The sequence below is a fragment of the Pseudomonas brassicacearum genome, assembly GCF_003732225.1.
In the GTDB taxonomy this organism is placed as follows: Bacteria; Pseudomonadota; Gammaproteobacteria; order Pseudomonadales; family Pseudomonadaceae; genus Aquipseudomonas; species Aquipseudomonas brassicacearum_E.
This window is the reverse complement of sequence record NZ_MOBJ01000006.1, coordinates 442,459-460,012: the sequence shown is the minus strand read 5'-3', so window position 1 is coordinate 460,012 and position 17,554 is coordinate 442,459. Positions and strand designations below refer to the sequence as shown.

Sequence of the window (17,554 nt, the reverse complement as noted above, 5' to 3'; positions counted from 1 at the left end):
ACTCGTGCTCCCTGCGACTTCATGCGACGGTTCGGATTGCTGCGTGGGCAATCAGTAAAGTGATGCGTGACGAGTATGATTTTTCGCTTCATGAGGCGGCCTTGATACCGGAAGACATTGCTCGGTTTTTAGTGTTTTGGTTATGACGTTCGGTGCTGTGCAGGCCTTCTTCAACAAAGACGTACGCAGGGCGCAGACATCGCTGCAGCGACGAGCCGGCCGTATTATTCGGCAAAAGAAAAAAGTCGACGCATGACATTGGAAAAAAAAGTTATTCAACTTGTTTCAAATGCACGCTAGCGCTGACGAACTGTCGTAATGGCGACTTTTTTTGAGTTCGTTGACAGCGCCGGCGTGTACCGACCAGAAGCACTATTTGCTGGCGAATCGTTTATCCAGCACGGTTGGCCAGTCCTGGGAGTTCACAATGCCGAGGATTTTCAACTGCCCATCGGCGGTAACCGAGACGAACAGGGCGCTGGTGTACTCACTGGTGGGGGCATGCTTGAAGCCGGTTTGCTTCTCGAAGTCACTGATGCAGCCGCTGTGGGTGACCAGGACCAGGTTGCGATGCGCGGTTTTGTGTGCGACGACATCGTCACGCATGGCCTTGCCGCACTGGGCCAGCCATTCCTGATGCGTCGCCTCTTTACCGAACATGTATTTCGCGGTTTGCATCGTACGGGTCGCCGGGCTGCTGAACACATCGGCATGGTCCATGCCCAGAGCGTTGAACCCCTTGCCGACATCTGTCGATGCCGCACTGCCTACCTGGGTAATGCCATCGGCTGGGCCCAGGCAAGGATTTTTCGACTGATCGCAACGTTCGGCATGTCGAACCAGCACGACCACGTCCCCAGCCTGCCAGTGTTCGAATACACCAGCAGTTGCCATGTGATCTCCTTCCGCCAGTATTGCAGGCGAGTGGGGCCACAAGACGAAACCGGTGACCATTGCTGCCACGACCACTGCCGACACTGCGAGGGTCACTTTCATGAAGCGGTTTTTGATCGCCCGTTTAGGCGAGTCCTTGGGCATTGCAGAATTAACCACGCCTTTCACCTGTAAATAGTATTGGGACGAAGAAGTTCGACACCGTTCAAGCAGGCAGCTTAGTCAGTACATAAGAAACGCGAGCATTGAAGGTCGAATTGTGCCGGCCAATTTAGGGGCAGGCAGGTGGGGGATAAGTGAAACGAATGTGAAAATTTCGCTGGGGCTCTTAACCTTCCCTTAATCAAGGCTAATTAGTTGATTTTAGATGCATTGCCAGCCATGGGAACCGCCTCGCCGGGACCGTGAGTGTGGTCGTCGGGGAGGCGGTAAATACCCGCTTGGGCGCAAATGTTTCAAATTGCTGCTTGGGGCGGTTTTCCCAGCAGATCGATTCGGCAACCCGGGGCCGCATCGTAAACCGCCAGTTTCATGTCGTGTAATCGCGCCACGGCCGAGACCATGCTCAAGCCCAATCCGTTGCCGGGTGTGTGGCGGCTCAGTTCTGAACGGTAGAGCCGGCGAAATACCGCCTCGCGCTCGGCTTCCGGAATGCCCGGACCGTTGTCGGTTACCCGAATACCGACGCCTGCTTCATCGGCAATAACCCTGAGATTGACGCTGCTATGGTCGGGGGAGAACTTGATCGCGTTATCCAACAGGTTGCAGCACGCATCGAACAGCAATTGGGCATCACCGGCGATCAGCGCGGACTCCGTACTGGCATGGAACGCCAGGCTGATGCCGCGCTCCTCGGCCAACGGCTCATAGAGCTCACAGGCATCGGCGCCAATCAGGTTCAGATCGATCGGCGCAAAGTGGCTGCGTCGCGCACTGTCTTCAATCTCCGAAATGCGCAGCAAGGCACGGAACGTCATCAGCAAGCCCTTGGCCTCGGCCAGCGCCGAGTCAATGCTGGCGGCGTATTCGTCCTCGCGCAGACCTCGGCGCTGTGCGCGCTCAAGGCCCGCGATCAGCCGGGTCAAGGGCGTGCGAAGGTCGTGGGCGATGTCGTCGCAGACACCCTTGACCTCGCTCATCAACCGTTCCAGCTCATCCAGCATGCTATTGACGACGTGGGCGAGGCGGTCGATGTCATCGTTGTTGCCCAGCGTTGGCAAACGGCCACTCAAGTCGCCTTCGATAATGCCTTTGATCGAATCGCTCAACCTGTCGAGCCGGCGCCGCGCCGAGTAGCCCAGGCCGATCGCACCCAGCAGGCCGACCACCAACAGCAGGACCCCGCCGGAAATCAGTGCATGGACAAGAAGTTCGTCGAACTCGCGGATATCGTGCATATCCTGGGCGACCAGCAGCGTTTTGCCGTCTTCCAGTTTATGGGCGATAAACCGCACGGGACGGGAGCGATCGTTGCTTTTTTGCCAGTCAAACTCGGTGGGGCGATCATATTTTTTGAACGCTGGCAGTTGATGAATGGCGCCGGCAATGTACTGGTTGTTTTCATCGAACAAACTATGGGGCAGGCGACCTTCTGTATCCGAAATGGCGTGTTTGCGGATTTCCTCTTCCCGCAGTTGCGGGGTTTGCTGGCTGCGACTTTCTACCTGACGATAGAGCGCCGTGTCGGCCTCGGTCTTCAGGTAAAACGCGGTCTGCCAGTAGATGTAACCAAACAGCGCCAGAAACGAGCAACCGAACAGCCCCAGAAACATCAGGCCCGTGCGAAAACTGATGGTGCGCGGAATCTCACTCAGGTGAACGGAGAACATAACCGGCCCCCCGAATGGTGTGGATCATCTGCGCTTCGCCTTCGGCGTCGATCTTGCGACGCAGGCGACCGATATGCACTTCGATGACATTGGTGCGCTCGTCATAGCTGTAATTCCATACGGCTTCAAACAACATGGTGCGCGTGACCACCTGTTCGGCGTTGCGCATCAGGTGCTCCAGCAGTGCGTATTCACGCGGAACCAGCTCGATGGTTCGATCGCCACGGCGAACACTGCGCCGTAACAGGTCGACGTGCAGGTTGCCGACGCGCAACTGATTGTCCGGTTCGCGGGTAGTGGGTTCGGCACGGCGACGGCTCAAGGCGTCCAGCCGCGCGGTGAGTTCGATAAACTCGAAGGGCTTGGTCAGGTAGTCATCGCCACCGGCGCGCAAACCTCGGACACGTTCGTCCAGCGCACTCAGGGCACTGAGGATCAACACCGGCGTGCTCACGCTCGCCGCCCGCAAGGCAGTCAATACGCCCAGCCCATCGATGCCGCCGGGCAGCATCCGGTCGAGGACGATCAGGTCGAAGGGCTCGCTCAGGGCTTTGAGCAAACCGTCGCGGCCGTTGTTCACACAGGTGACCGTAAAGCCGTGGTCCTGCAGGGCTGCTTCAATTTCGCGAGCGGTGGAGTTGTCGTCTTCGACGACCAGAACGTGGGTCATGGGAGTTGAACCGGCCACTTGAACGAGTGAGAGATGGCATAGTGTGTCAAATCCAGGCAGACGCCAACGTCGCCGCCAGATAAATAAAAGTTTAGTTTTTTGTTAAGAGAGGAAGCTCCTTGCGCATTCTAGTCGTTGAAGACGATGCCCAGACCGCTACCTACCTGTTGCGTGGGTTGACGGAAAGCGGGCATGTAGTGGACGTCGCCGAAGAAGGCAACGATGGCCTGGCCATGGCCCTGGAAGGGATTCATGACGCGCTGATTGTCGACCGGCGCTTGCCGGGGCTCGACGGTATCGCGCTGGTGCGGGCAATACGCAGTCGCGGCTTGCGCATTCCGGTGTTGATGCTCAGTGCTCAGTCGACCACTGCGCAAAAAGTCGAAGGCCTGCAAGCCGGTTGCGACGATTACCTGGCCAAACCCTATGCCTTCGCCGAGGTGCTGGCGCGACTCGAGGCCTTGTTGCGCGGTGCCGATCAACCGAGCGCGACCGGGCGCAAGCTGGAAGTCGGCGAGCTCGAACTCGACTGCGCGACGCGTACTGCGGTGCGTCAGGGTCGCAGCATTGTCTTGCAACAGCGTGAAGCGCTACTGCTTGAGAAGCTCATGCGCCACAGCGGCCAGGTGGTGACCCGCGACATGCTGCTCGACAGTGCCTGGGATTACGCTTTCGACCCCAATGACAATGTCATCGACAAACATATCCATCGGCTGCGGCGCAAACTCGACGAGGGTTTCGAGTACTCGCTGATCAAAACCATTCCGGGTGCGGGCTACAGCTTTCAGGGCGGTGGTCCCGAGCCCGATTAAACAAAAGTTTACCTACAGGCGAACGCTCTGCTAGGCGCTGTTGGCTATCTTCGGCTGATTCGTGGACTTGCTCCACAAACGTTTCAGCCGGAGATCGCGTGCCAATGTCAGTTGCAACCTCACCGAGGCGTAACTTCTTATCAATATCGGTGCTGCTGGGCGTATTGATGCTCGGCGGTTGCTCGATGGTACCCACTTACCACCAGCCGGACATGCCGCTGGCGGCAAACTGGAACGGCGCCGAGCAAACGTCTGCCACGCGAGGAGGGCAGTGGTGGAGCGAATTCCACAGCGCTGAACTGAATGACCTGATCGCCCGCGGCCTCTCGGCCAACTACACCCTTAAAGCCGCAGCCAGCCGCATCGAAGAAGCCCGCGCTTCGGCTCAAGTCGTCGGCGCCGGGCAATATCCGACGCTGGCGCTGGGTGGCAACGTTCAGCGTCAGAACAACTACGGCACCACCAGGAAAAGCAGCGTGTTCGCCCAAGCGACCTACGAGCTGGACTTCTGGGGCAAACAGCGCGCCGCCGCCGATTCCGCCGATGCGTTGGCCAATGCCAGTGTGTTCGATGCGCAAACCCTGCGCATGAGTCTGGGGGCGAGCATTGCCGACAGCTACTTCCAGGTCTTGTCACTGGAAGAACGGCTGCGCCTGGCCCAGTCGATTGCCGATGACGCCAAGCAGGTACTTGACCTCGTCGAGGTCCAGGCCAGCCAGGGCGCGGTATCCAATCTTGAAGTCGCGCAGCAACGCAACGCCCTGCAAACCTTCCAGGCCGCAATGCCACCGTTACGTCAGCAGCGCGATCTGGCGCTTTACCAATTGGCGGTACTGGTGGGTGAGACGCCACAAGGCTTCCACCTGCAAAGCTCCGGTCTTGATGGCTTGCAGGTTCCGCGTCCGTCTGCTGGCTTGCCGATCGGCCTGCTGCGTCAGCGGCCCGATGTGCAAGCAGCTGAAGCGCGACTGGTCTCGGCGAACTTCGATGTCGGGGTCGCCCGCGCGGCGTTCTTGCCGAATCTGTCGCTGGACCTGATCGGCGGTATCGACACGATTGCCGGTGGCACTATCTGGAGTGTCGTCGGCACATTGGCCCAACCGGTATTTACCGGCGGCCAGCTCAGCGGCCAATTGCACGTTGATCAGGCCCACGTGCAGGAACTGACCGCCAGTTACCGTGAATCGGTGATCGAGGCGCTGCAAGACGTCGAAACCCAACTGAGCGCTACCCGCGAACTGGACAAAAGCTATGCCTTGAATCAGGCCGCGGTGGACTCTGCCCGCGAGGCCGCGAGGTTAGCGCAGGTTCGTTATCGGTTGGGCTCCACCGATTTCCAGACCTTGTTGATCGTCGAGCGCACCCAGTATCAGGCCGAAGACACGCTGTTGCAGGTGCGCTTGCAACACCTGCAGGCCGCCGTCGGTTTGTTCCGGGCGCTGGGCGGCGATTTCACGCCCGACACCCTTGCTTCCCTTTCTCCTTCCCAGGCGTCTCACCCATGAATACTAAGCCACGCGTTGCGAACCCTCGCCATCGAGCACTTACCTGGGCGCTGTTGATCCTCCTGTTGGGCGCAGGTGCAGGTGGATTTCAGTGGATCAAACGAGCCCAGGCCGCGCCCACCAAGGCCGAAGCCACGGCAGTCCCGGTGCAACTGACGCAAGTCAGCCAACAGGACTTGCCGATCTGGCTCAGTGCGATAGGCAACGTCCAGCCGCTCAACAGCGTCAATGTGCGGGTTCGGGTGGATGGCGAGTTGCAGAAAGTCCTGTTCAAGGAAGGCCAGACGGTGAACGCCGGCAGTCTGTTGGCGGTGATCGATCCACGGGTCTATCAGGCTCAAGTGGCACAGGCGCAAGCGCTGGTGGCCAAGGATCAGGCTCAGTTGGCCAACCTGCGGGTCAATCTCGACCGGGCCAGCAAACTGGCGGCTGCCAAGGCCGGGCCGACCCAGGACGTCGACACCTATCGCGCCCAACTGGCAGCGCAACAGGCCACGGTGCAGGCCGATCAGGCGGCACTGGATAACGCGCGCCTGCAACTGGAGTTCACTCAGGTCAAGGCGCCGCTGACCGGGCGCACCGGTCAGCGCTTGCTGGATGTTGGCGCTATCGCTCATGGCGCGGAAGCCACAGGCCTGGTGACGATTACCCAGATGAATCCGATCTCGGTGGCCTTCGCTGTCTCGCAGGATGAACTCCCGCAGATTCTCGAAGAAAACGCCAAGAACGCCTTGCAAGTGGTCGCCATGACCCGCGACGGCCATCAGGAAATCGCTCGTGGCCGTCTGAGCTTCATCGACAGCCAGGTCGCTGCGGCCAGCGGTCAGATCCAGTTGAAGGCCGAGTTCGACAACAGTGCCAACCAGTTGTGGCCCGGCGAGTTGGTCAGCGCACGCTTGCTGGTCAGCACCCGTCAGGACGTCACGGTAGTGCCGGCCAATGCGGTGCAGTTCGGTCGTCAGGGCAACTTCGTCTATGTGGTGGGTGCCGATCAACGAGTGCAGCCGCGTCAGGTCGATGCCGCCGCCGTGGTCGATGGCCAGCAGTGGATTCGTCAGGGCCTGGCGGCTGGAGAAACGGTGGTAGTGCAGGGCCAGTCACGCATCGCGCCAGGGGTCAAAGTCGCACCGATCAAGGCTGACGAAGCCGCTGCGCTGGCTGCTGCCACGCCGGTGGAGAGTGCACGATGAACGGACTCGCCGGACTGATTCAACGACGCGTCGGCCTGAGCCTGTTGGCACTTGGGGTCATGCTGCTCGGGGCTTTTGCTTACTTTCAATTGCCGGTGGCACCCCTGCCCACGGTTGATTTTCCGACCATTCAGGTCACCGCCAAACTCTCCGGGGCCAGCGCCGAGACCATGGCTTCATCGGTCGCGACGCCACTCGAAAGAGCCTTTGCCGCCGTTCCGCAAGTCACCTCGATGACCTCATCGAGCGCGGCCGGCAAGACCCAGGTGGTCTTGCAATTCGACCTGTCACGGAACATCGACGGTGCCGCCCAGGACGTGCAGACCGCGATCAACACCGCCACCCCGAACCTGCCGAAAACCATGACCAGCACCCCGACCTTCAACAAGGTTAACCCGGCCGAAGGCACGGTGCTGTCGCTGGCGGTGACGTCGCCGACGCGCACACTGCCGGAACTCGACCGGTACGCGGACAACTACATTGCCCAGCGTTTGTCGCAGATGCCCGGCGTCGGCCTGGTGGATTTCCATGGTGAACAAAAACCGGCGGTGCGTATTCAGATCGACCCGGATGCGTTGGCCGCACGTGGCCTGAGCCTGGAAGACGTGCGCAGCGTGATCGGCGTCAGCACCGTGGATCAGCCTAAAGGCACCCTTGACGGGCAGACCCGTTCCGTCACTCTCGGCGCGACCGACCAGATGCTCGACCCGCAGCATTACCGGGATCAGGTGATTGCCTATAAAAACGGCATGCCAATTAAACTCGGCGACCTCGGCCGAGTGATTGCCGGTGCCGAAGACACCCAGCAAGCCGCACAGTTGGGCGGTGAGCCGACAGTGATCGTCGACATTCACAAACAACCGGGGTTCAACCTGCTGTCGACCATCGCCACGATCAAGGCCAAGCTGCCCGAACTGACCGCTTCATTGCCGCGTGATGTGCAGGTCCAGGTGGTGGGCGACCGCACCCAGACCATCGAAGCCTCGGTCAATGACATGCAATTCACCTTGCTGCTGTCGATTGCCCTGGTGGTCGTGGTGATCTTCGTGTTCCTGCGCAAGGCCACCGCCACCCTGATTCCCAGCCTGACCATTCCGCTGTCGCTGGTGTCGACCTTCGGCGTCATGTATTTGCTCGGCTACAGCCTCGACAACCTGTCGATCATGGGCCTGGCGATTGCCGTCGGTTTTGTGGTGGACGATGCCATCGTGGTGATGGAAAACATCGTGCGCCATCTGGAAATGGGCAAGTCACGCCTGCAATCGGCGGTCGATGGCTTGCGCGAAGTGGCGTTCACCATTGTCTCGATGACGGTGTCGCTGATCGCGGTGTTCTTGCCGATCCTGTTGATGTCGGGGATCGTCGGGCGCCTGATGCGCGAGTTCGCGGTCACGGTCAGCGTGGCGATCATCATGTCCTGCATCGTCTCGCTGACCATCACGCCGATGCTTTGTGCCTGGCTGCTTAAACCGCATGCCGAAAGCGAGGAGGGGCGTTTCGCCCAGGCTTGCGAGCGGGTGTTCACTGGCTTGCACGACGGCTATCGCCGCAGTCTCGACTGGGTCCTCGACCATCAGCGCCTGACCCTCGGCGTGGCATTGGCGACATTGCTGGCGACAGCGGTGTTGTACGTGAGCATTCCCAAGGGCTTCTTCCCGCAGCAGGATAACGGCCTGATCCAGGGCGTGGCCGAAGCCGCTGCCGATATCTCGCCGCTGGCCATGCGTGAGCAGGTCAACCGCGTTGCCGAAGTCGTCGGGCATGACCCGGCGGTGGCCAAGGTGTATTTCTGGATCGGCCCGAACCCGACGGTCAGCCAGGGCAAGGTGATGATCAACCTCAAACCGTTCAGCGAGCGCAACGACAGTGCCCGCGAGGTGATCAGCCGCTTGCAGCCGGCCCTTGATCAGCTGTCCGGGGTCAAGGTCTACCTGCAGGCTAACCAGGACATCCAGATCGGTGGCCGCGCCAGCAAAACCCAGTATCAGTACACCCTTCAGGACCCGGACAGTGCCGAACTGGATCACTGGAGCGGAGTGTTGCTGGAAAAACTCAAGACTTTGCCGCAACTGCAACACGTGACCTCTGACCAGCAGCAGGCAATCCCACAGGCAACGCTGGTCATCGACCGGGCCACGGCGGCGCGCCTGGGCGTGACGGTGCAGGCCATCGACGACGTACTGTACGACGCCTTCGGGCAGCGTCAGGTGGCGACGATGTTCACCCAACTCGACCAGAACCATGTGGTTCTCGAACTGGACCCGCACTGGCAGACATCGACCACCACGCTGGAACATTTATATGTGCGCGCAAGCTCGGGAACCCTGGTGCCATTGAATCTGTTGGCGAGCATCAAGACCGAGCAGGTGCCGATCATCATCAACCACCAAGGGGTATTTCCGGCCATTACCCTGTCGTTTGACCTGGCGCCCGGCCAAGCCTTGAGCGATGCGGTCAGTGCGATCAATCAGGCGTCCCTGGCAGTGGCGATGCCTGACTCTGTCGTCGGCAGTTTCCAGGGCACCGCCCAGGCGTTCCAGGACTCGCTGAAATCCCAGCCGTGGCTGATTCTGGCGGCGATTCTGACCGTCTACATCGTGCTGGGCGTGCTCTACGAGAACGCGATTCACCCGTTGACGATCATCTCGACCCTGCCGTCCGCCGGGTTCGGCGCGCTGCTGGCACTGATGCTGTGTGGACAGGACCTGTCGGTACTTGGGATGATCGGCATTATTCTGCTGATCGGTATCGTCAAGAAGAACGCGATCATGATCGTTGACTTCACGCTGTCGGCCCAGCAACGTGGCCTGTCCGCCAGAGACGCCGTGCGTGAAGGGTGCCTGTTGCGGCTGCGGCCGATCCTGATGACGTCACTGGCGGCGTTGCTCGGTGCGGTGCCCCTGGCGTTTGGCCACGGTGCCGGCTCAGAGCTTCGCCAGCCGCTGGGCATCGCCATCGTCGGTGGCCTGGCGGTCTCGCAGATCCTGACCTTGTACACCACACCGGTCGTCTACCTTTGGTTTGAGCGTCGGCGTCGCAGCCAAAAACTCGTCGCGCAAGACATCAAGGTGTGAAGCCGGCATTCGAACACTGGAAAGACATGGACTCCAAACAGAGCCTGACAAAAAGGATCGTGATTGTTTTCGCACTGATGACTGCGTTTGTCGCAGGGGTCTTTGCGGTCGGCATTGTCGTGACCGTGCACGTCGTTGAAGGAAAGCTCACCATGACCAGTCTGAGCGGTGGGCTGCAACGTTTGCTGCTGATGGACAACACCGATGACTGGACCCATCGACCGGAGAAAGACGAGCTGTTTTTCTTTGAGGGCGGGCTGGGCGAGATGCCCCCCGACGAACAGCTCAAGGCGCTGCATCCGGGCTTTCAGGAAATTGTCTATGACGGCGAGGACTACTACGCCATGGTGCGGGTGGTCGACGGTCGCCAATACATCCTGCTGAAAGATCAGCGAAGCCACGAACAACGCGAACGGGTGTTGTACGCGGTGGTCATTGTCGGGTTCGTGTTGAGCATCCTGCTGGCGATTCTGTTGGGTTGGCTGCTGGCTCGACGCGTCATGGCGCCAGTGATTCGTCTGGCGCGCCAGGTGCGTCACCGCGACCAGTTGCTGGAACTCGCACCACCACTGGCGCCCGAGTATGCCGTCGACGAGGTCGGCGAACTGGCGATTTCCTTCGATCAAACCCTGGGGCGGCTGCGCGCGGCGCTGGGCCGGGAAAAACTCTTCACCAGCGATGTGAGCCACGAATTGCGAACCCCGCTGATGGTGCTCGCCAGTTCGTGTGAGCTGTTGCTGAGCAATCGTGCCCTGGATCCGCGCTCCATGGCTCAGGTCAGCCGTATTGCCAGGGCCAGCGATGAAATGCGGCAACTGGTCGACACGTTCCTGATGCTGGCGCGTGACCGGGACAGCGAGTCCGGCAACGGTGTCAACGCGTCCTTGAAAGAGGTCGCCGACAGCCTGGCGGAAATTTGGGGCCGGCTGATCCGGGAAAAAGGTCTGGAGTTCATCTACATCAACGAGCAGGCCTCAAACACCCACTACAACCTGACGTTCCTGCAATCGGTGATGGGCAACCTGCTGCGCAACGCCTGGCACTACACTGATCATGGTTTTATTCGCCTGACCCTGCGTGACCACGGCTTCAGCGTGGAAGACAGCGGGATCGGCATTCCGGAAGAAAAACGCCACGCGATGTTCCAACCCTTTGTCAGGGGCGACGAACACCGGGGCGAAGGGCTGGGCCTGGGACTGTCGCTGGTTCAGCGGATCTGCACCAACCAGAACTGGCGAGTGGAACTCACCACCTGTGAACCCCACGGCTGCCATTTCGCCGTGGACCTGACAGAGCGTCAGGAGCAAGTCCTGCTCTGACGGATGCGGTGCAGGACTGCCCCGTAGCAGCTGTCGAGCCCGCGAGGCTGCGTTCGGCTGCGAAGCAGTCGTTGAATCAGGCAATGCGCTCTTCCAGGCAAACCGCGGGTTCGGGATTTACGAGGACTCCGTCCTCGAACGCAGCCTCGCGGGCTCGACAGCTGCTACGGGGGTAGCCATGCACCGCATCTCAATTTATGTCCGTTGGTCGGTTTACCTGACAGGCCTGTCGATTTGAGCTTCAGTGGATCGACTACTTGGTAAACCGATGATGCAATTCAACGAGGAGAGTGATCATGTCCTATGTCGATGGTTTCATTGCTGCCGTACCTACCACCAACCGCGATAAATTCAAGCAACACGCCGAGTTCATGGCCGCCATTTTCAAAGAGAACGGCGCATTGAGCGTCACCGAATGCTGGGGGGACGACGTGCCCGAAGGCAAGGTGACCTCATTCCCGATGGCGGTGAAACTCAAGGAAGGCGAGACCGTGGTTTTCTCGTGGATCGTCTGGCCGGATCGCAAAACACGCGACGCCGGGATGCAACAGTTTATGGCCGACCCTCGAGTCCGCTCGGAGGGCAACTCAATGCCCTTCGATGGTCAACGGATGATCTTCGGCGGCTTCGAGACGATCGTAAACGTGTGAGGTTCGCGTGACCCAGGGTGGGGCGAGCAAGGACGTCGCCCCATTCCTATTCCTGAACGGTGATCCTGCAGCTCTTGCGATTGTGGATCTGCTGATCCGTCGGCCGCTCTCTGACAAACTCAAAGCGCGGTTCACCCTCGCTGTACGTGACCAGCCAACCCCACTCCAACTCGGACTCATCTTGCCCAGGTTTAGGCGGCGCAGCCCACCATGGCTCTTTGCTGACAATCTGGCGCATACCCCCTCCACGTGGTTCGGGTCCCTTCAACTATAACGTGGATAGCCTGGGGTGCCAGATTGCGTTGTCACCACAGGCTTTCTGAAGGACTTGTCTGTAGTCATTGCCCCTCAAAGATCGCAGGAAAAATCCGCAATAAATCAGGGTGATTCTGACTTTTCAGTCGTCCACTCAATCCCTCAAATCTCTCATGCAAAATCGCCCGCCCTCATTTTGCTAGAGACATCGGATGCTCGCGCCAGCCCATCAACCGTGCTTCACGCTGACCCTCAATAGCCTTCAGAAGGGTCAGTGCTGATGGACCGCGTTGCCCGGTTCGAGCAGGAACTCGACAGCTTCAAAGACACCCTCAGCCTCTACCGCCAACAACTCGACCATTGGTTCCTCCGGGCCGCCGACAAGGTCAGCCACGCTGCCGATATGCCGTCGCTGATGGGCATGGATCGGCGGATCAAACTGGGGAACACCAGCACGACGGTCAGCACCGGTGATGACGATTTTATCTCCAGTGTGGCGCAGTGTCCGGCCAGCGGCATTCTGGAAGTCGAGAGCAAGTTCGAATCGGTCTATGACATTCCGTTGGGCAACATTCAGATCGAGGTTGTGCCGGCTGACGGTGGGCCGAGTACATCGATTGATCTCGATGAATTCGGCAAGGGGCAGTTCAAGGGCGAGGCCGGAAAGTTCTATCGGGTGCGGGTGCATGGGGCCGTCACGCCGAAGCAACTCGATGAGCTGTTTGGCGCTTATGATGGGTTGAGCGAATCGCTGGAAACCTGGCTGCGCAACGAGTGGAAAGGCTTCAAGCCGCAGTGGTCGCAACAGTCCGCTTCGGCCTCGCTGCTGGCGGTGGGCAACGGATTGCTCGCCGGCAGCTGGGCGGCCATCGAAGGAGTGTGGGACAGCATCGGGCTGATTGGCGAGATACTCAAAGACCCGACGAAGTTTCCCGAAAGGCTCGGCAGCAGTGCCGATGCTCTGGCCGCTCTGGCGCAAAAATCGCCAGAGGTGATGGAAAAAGCCCAACTGCTGGCCAGTGACGAAGCGGCGCTGTGTTTGTTGTTGCGTACCGCGAGCCTGTGGCTGGAAGCGTTGCCGCCGAGCCAAATTGCCGGGTCTACGGCGCAGACGGTTTCGAAGCTGGTGGTCGAGCTGGTGGTCGATCTGCTGATCGGCATCGTGCTGAGCTTTTTCGGCGTGGGTGTCGCCTACCTGTCGGTGCGGCTGATGCGCTACGGCCAATACATCGTCGACGCCGGCCTGCGTTTCGTTGCGGCGATGTTCAAGATCATCGACAGCTTCATGGGCTACGTCGACCGCTACAAAAAAGTCGCGGCCCGAGGCGTCGCCGCCGGCCTGAAAAAAGGCGTGATGCAACTGCGTTGGGACGGGCGCCGCAACACCACGCTCAAGCCCAACCAACACCACGACAACGCCCCCGATCAGGCGAAAAACCCCAACGGTGCCAGCGCCGACACCGCGAACAAAACCGCCACCCACAACTGCCCGGTGTCGATGGTCACGGGAGAAGAGTTGCTGACCCTCACTGACGGCGAACTGGATGGTGTGCTGCCGTTCGACTTCACCCGGCTCTATCGCACCAGTGCGGCGGAGATTGATTGCGGCCTCGGCTACGGCTGGAGCCATAGCCTGGCGCATCGACTGGAAATCGACGGCGACAACGTCATCTGGATCGACCACGAAAACCGTCGCAGCACTTTCCCATTACCGAACGTCGAGCGTCCGGCGATTCACAACAGCCTGTCGCGGGCGGCGATTTACCTTGGGGGCGACGCCGATGAACTGGTCCTTGCTCAGGCCGGTGAAACACCGCGTTTTTATCACTTCCGCGACGGACGCCTCACGGTCATCAGCGACGCCTACGACAACCGTCTGCGCATCAGCCGTGACCGCTTCGACCGGATCAAACGACTCGACAACGGCGCCGGTCGCGCCTTGCTGTTGCGCTACGACCGCCAGCATCTGATCGCCGTCGACTATCAGGTCTTTCACCCGGCCGACAATCTCGACGACGCCTGGCAGACCGAGCAAACGCTGGTCGCCTATCGCTACGACGAACGCGATCGACTGATCGAAGCCAGCAACGCGGCGGGCGAAAGCGAGCGTTACGACTACGACGGTCAGGCGGTGATTCTCCAGCGGCAACTGGCCGGCGGCGCGAGTTTTTTCTGGGAATGGGAGCGCAAAGGCAAGGCCGCTCGCTGCGTGCGCCACTGGGCGAGTTTTGCACAGATGGATTCGCACTACGTCTGGGGCGATGACGGCAGCGTCACGGTGTTCAATGCCGATGGCAGCGAAGAGGTTTACGTTCACGACCAGCAAGCGCGGCTGGTGCGCAAGGTCGAGGCGGGCGGTGCCGAACACCTCAAGGCCTACGACGATGACGGCCGGTTGATCGCCGAGCAGGACCCGCTCGGCGCCGTCACTGAATACCGTTACGACGAGGTCGGTCAGCTGATTGCGTTGCTGCCACCGGACGATGAACCGACGGCCTACGAGTACCGCAACGGCCACCTGCATATGCGCTCTCGTGGAAAAGCTGTCTGGACTTACCGCCGCAACGAGCAGGGCGATATTACTGAACAGGTCGATCCCGATGGACATGTCACCCATTACAGCCATGACGCCAAGGGTTTGCTCGTCGGCATTCGTTATCCAGACAACAGCCGCCACGTTTTCAACTGGAACACCCTCGGGCAACTGATCGAAGAGCAGCTGCCCGACGGTGGTCGGCGGTATTTTGTTTACGACACGTTGGGCCGGCAGATTACCCGTCAGGACGAATACGGTGCCGTCACCCACTACCAATGGGATGCCGTCGGACGACTGATTCAGACAACGCTTCCCACCGGTGCCAGTTGCGCCTTCAGCTACAACGCTTACGGAAAAATCATCGCCGAACGCGATGAACTGGGCCGCGTCACGCGCTACGAATACGCCGATGACTTGCACCTGGTCAGCCGCCGGATCAATGCCGACGGCACGCAACTGCGTTATCGCTACGACAACGCGCAGCTGTTGCTGACAGAAATCGAGAACGAGTCCGGCGAGAAGTATCAGCTGGACTACACGCCCAACGGCCTGATCCAACAGGAAACCGGTTTCGACGGCCGCCGTACCGCCTACGCCTACGACCTCAACGGCCACCTGCTGGAGAAAACCGAGTTCGGCGATGACGGGGCGCAACGGGTTACCGCCTATCAACGGGACTCGGCAGGGCGGTTGCTGGTCAAGACCCTGCCCGACGGCGTCAACGTCGAGTATTGCTACGACCGCCTTGGCCGACTGGTCAGCGTCGATGACGGTCACGACCACCCGCTGGAGTTCGAGTATGACCAGCAGGACCGGCTGATCACCGAACATCAGGGCTGGGGCACCTTGCGTTATGGCTACGACGCCTGCGGCCAGCTCAATCGTCTGCGCCTGCCGGACAACAGCACGCTCGATTATCACCACGCCAAGGGCGGCGCGCTGACGGCTATCGACCTCAACGGCGCACGACTCACCACTCATCAGTTCGAATTCGGCCGCGAGCGACAGCGCCAGCAAGGCCTGCTGCTCAGCGAATACGCCTACGACGATCAGGGACGTCTGAAAGCCCACGCCGTCAGCCAACAGCAAAAAAACCTGTACCGCCGCGACTATGCCTACAGCGCCAACGGCAATCTCGAGCACATCACCGACACCCGGCACGGCCAACGCAGCTACCAATACGACCCGCTGAACCGCCTGACTCGCGTCCGCCACACCCGAGACAACCCACCGGAAACCTTCGCCCACGACCCGGCGGGCAACCTGATCATGCAGGACCGCCCCGGCCCGACGAAAATCCAGGGCAACCGCCTGCTGCTGCAAGGCGACCGCCATTACGACTACGACGCCTTCGGCAACCTGATCCGCGAACGTCGCGGCACCGCACAGAAACTCGTCACCGAATACCGCTACGACTGCCAGCACCGGTTGATCGGTATCACGCTGCCGGATGGCAGAACCGCCAGCTACCGCTATGACGCCTTTGGCCGTCGCATCGCCAAAACCGTCGACGGCCACACCACCAAGTTCTTCTGGCAAGGCGACAACCTCGTCGCCGAAAGCAGCAAAGAACACTACCGCAGCTATATCTACGAACCCGGCAGCTTCCGCCCGTTAGCCCTGCTCGACGGCAAAGGCCCGCGCAAGGCCTGCCCGTTCTACTACCAACTCGACCACCTCGGCACCCCGCAGGAACTGACCGACTACAGCGGCGAGATCGTCTGGTCCGCCACCTACAAGGCCTACGGCAAACTCGCCAGCCTGAAGCACTTTGGCGAAGAGCAGCTTGAGCAACCGTTGCGCTTTCAGGGACAGTACTTCGATGCTGAAAGTGGCCTGCACTACAACCGGCATCGCTACTACAATCCGGATATTGGTCGGTACCTGACACCGGACCCGATCAAGTTGGCGGGCGGGTTAAACGGGTATCTGTACACCCCGAATCCGACGGGTTGGGTGGATCCGCTGGGGTTGAATGGCTGTCCGGGCGGGGATGGGTGTAAGCCGTCGGGTGGAGTGGAAGACCCGGCGGGGAAGGCGCGGGTTGATGAGGGTGAGCCGAAGGTTCCAAAACCAAAAGGGGAACCTCAAAATTTTGGAAGTGAGGAAAAACTTCATAGTCATTACGAAAAACACGGTGCGGAGTTTGGAGCGCTGAGCAAAGAGGAGTATTTGCTCATAGCTCGCGATGTTGTGAGTCAAGGAACTCGCGTTGATTACAAATATCAGGGAGAGATACGGGCGGGTTACTTGCAGCTCATGGGTAATAATCGTAGAGGTGATGCGAAATTTGCTTTTGTCGGCACAAACAACAATAAGGAAATTACGACTTTGCATACAAAAAGCGGGAAGGATTTCTGGAAAACTGTAAATGGTGACGCGCACGACAAGGTGCTGAGGCCCTCGAATGAGTAAAACAGAACGTGCGCTGGTGATCGCGATAAGTGAGGCAGTCGAGGAAGAGGTTGTGCTACTCGTTAACGGTACTCTCGTTAAGTGCTTTTTGAGTTATTGCCCTGGAAATATTGAGGTGGGAGGAAGCTATGACATTGAGATGGACATGGTTCTTCCTGACGACAACTTCATCGTAATGGCTGAGGAGAAAGGGTCCATGGTTGAAATGTGCGATGAGGGCTTTTCGTGTTTTCTCTATGGTTTTTTGGATGGGGGCGTTTTCAAATCATTCATTGAGTTTTCGGATCAGGATATTCACTACGAATACCCGTCGTTCAATGAGAAATTTGTAAGGATTAAAGTAGATCGGATTGACGTGGCTTTCTGCAGTTAACGCAGACGGATCTATTTGCCTACGACCGCTTC

At 59.5% G+C, this 17,554-nt stretch carries 12 protein-coding genes; 8 read left to right on the top strand and 4 right to left on the bottom strand.

The window, feature by feature from the left end:
* Positions 1–372: 372 nt before the first annotated feature.
* From pmrG to BK659_RS08805, 3 genes are all read right to left on the bottom strand, one after another.
* Positions 373–954 carry a lipopolysaccharide core heptose(II)-phosphate phosphatase PmrG gene (gene pmrG / locus BK659_RS08815; RefSeq protein WP_475847474.1) on the bottom strand — a complete coding sequence of 194 codons (582 nt, stop codon included), beginning with the start codon at positions 952–954 and terminating at the stop codon, positions 373–375.
* A gap of 395 nt (positions 955–1,349) precedes the next feature.
* Positions 1,350–2,723: a sensor histidine kinase gene (locus tag BK659_RS08810; protein WP_123424683.1), complete on the bottom strand. Its 1,374-nt coding sequence runs from the start codon at positions 2,721–2,723 to the stop codon at positions 1,350–1,352.
* Positions 2,701–3,393 (bottom strand): response regulator transcription factor, encoded by a 693-nt coding sequence (locus tag BK659_RS08805; RefSeq protein WP_123424682.1) that lies wholly within the window; start codon positions 3,391–3,393, stop codon positions 2,701–2,703. Before BK659_RS08805 ends, BK659_RS08810 begins: the two co-directional genes overlap by 23 nt.
* 119 nt (positions 3,394–3,512) lie before the next feature.
* Between BK659_RS08805 and BK659_RS08800 the strand changes: the two genes are divergently transcribed.
* The 6 genes from BK659_RS08800 to BK659_RS08775 all read left to right on the top strand — a co-directional run bounded on the left by BK659_RS08800 (position 3,513) and on the right by BK659_RS08775 (position 11,943).
* Positions 3,513–4,205, top strand: a complete 693-nt coding sequence (locus BK659_RS08800) for a response regulator transcription factor (RefSeq protein WP_123424681.1) — start codon at positions 3,513–3,515, stop codon at positions 4,203–4,205.
* A gap of 104 nt (positions 4,206–4,309) precedes the next feature.
* On the top strand, positions 4,310–5,710 hold the full coding sequence (locus BK659_RS08795; protein WP_259740227.1) for an efflux transporter outer membrane subunit: 1,401 nt from the start codon (positions 4,310–4,312) through the stop codon (positions 5,708–5,710).
* Positions 5,707–6,900, top strand: a complete 1,194-nt coding sequence (locus BK659_RS08790; protein ID WP_123424679.1) for an efflux RND transporter periplasmic adaptor subunit — start codon at positions 5,707–5,709, stop codon at positions 6,898–6,900. Before BK659_RS08795 ends, BK659_RS08790 begins: the two co-directional genes overlap by 4 nt.
* Positions 6,897–9,974: an efflux RND transporter permease subunit gene (locus tag BK659_RS08785; RefSeq protein ID WP_123424678.1), complete on the top strand. Its 3,078-nt coding sequence runs from the start codon at positions 6,897–6,899 to the stop codon at positions 9,972–9,974. The genes BK659_RS08790 and BK659_RS08785 overlap by 4 nt, the downstream gene beginning before the upstream one ends.
* 26 nt (positions 9,975–10,000) lie before the next feature.
* A complete protein-coding gene (locus tag BK659_RS08780) occupies positions 10,001–11,293 on the top strand; it encodes a sensor histidine kinase (protein ID WP_123424901.1) in 1,293 nt (430 codons plus the stop codon).
* Between the two features lie 296 nt (positions 11,294–11,589).
* Complete coding sequence (locus BK659_RS08775) at positions 11,590–11,943, top strand: DUF1428 domain-containing protein (protein ID WP_123424677.1); 354 nt, start codon at positions 11,590–11,592, stop codon at positions 11,941–11,943.
* A gap of 46 nt (positions 11,944–11,989) precedes the next feature.
* Here BK659_RS08775 and BK659_RS27925 read toward each other — a convergent pair whose 3' ends face one another.
* Complete coding sequence (locus tag BK659_RS27925) at positions 11,990–12,181, bottom strand: hypothetical protein (RefSeq protein WP_123424676.1); 192 nt, start codon at positions 12,179–12,181, stop codon at positions 11,990–11,992.
* A 297-nt stretch (positions 12,182–12,478) separates the two neighbouring features.
* Here BK659_RS27925 and BK659_RS08765 point away from each other — a divergent pair, with 297 nt between their 5' ends.
* Together BK659_RS08765 and BK659_RS08760 are read left to right on the top strand one after the other, a co-directional pair.
* On the top strand, positions 12,479–17,149 hold the full coding sequence (locus BK659_RS08765; protein WP_123424675.1) for an RHS repeat-associated core domain-containing protein: 4,671 nt from the start codon (positions 12,479–12,481) through the stop codon (positions 17,147–17,149).
* Positions 17,142–17,522, top strand: a complete 381-nt coding sequence (locus BK659_RS08760; RefSeq protein ID WP_123424674.1) for a hypothetical protein — start codon at positions 17,142–17,144, stop codon at positions 17,520–17,522. Before BK659_RS08765 ends, BK659_RS08760 begins: the two co-directional genes overlap by 8 nt.
* Positions 17,523–17,554: the final 32 nt, after the last annotated feature.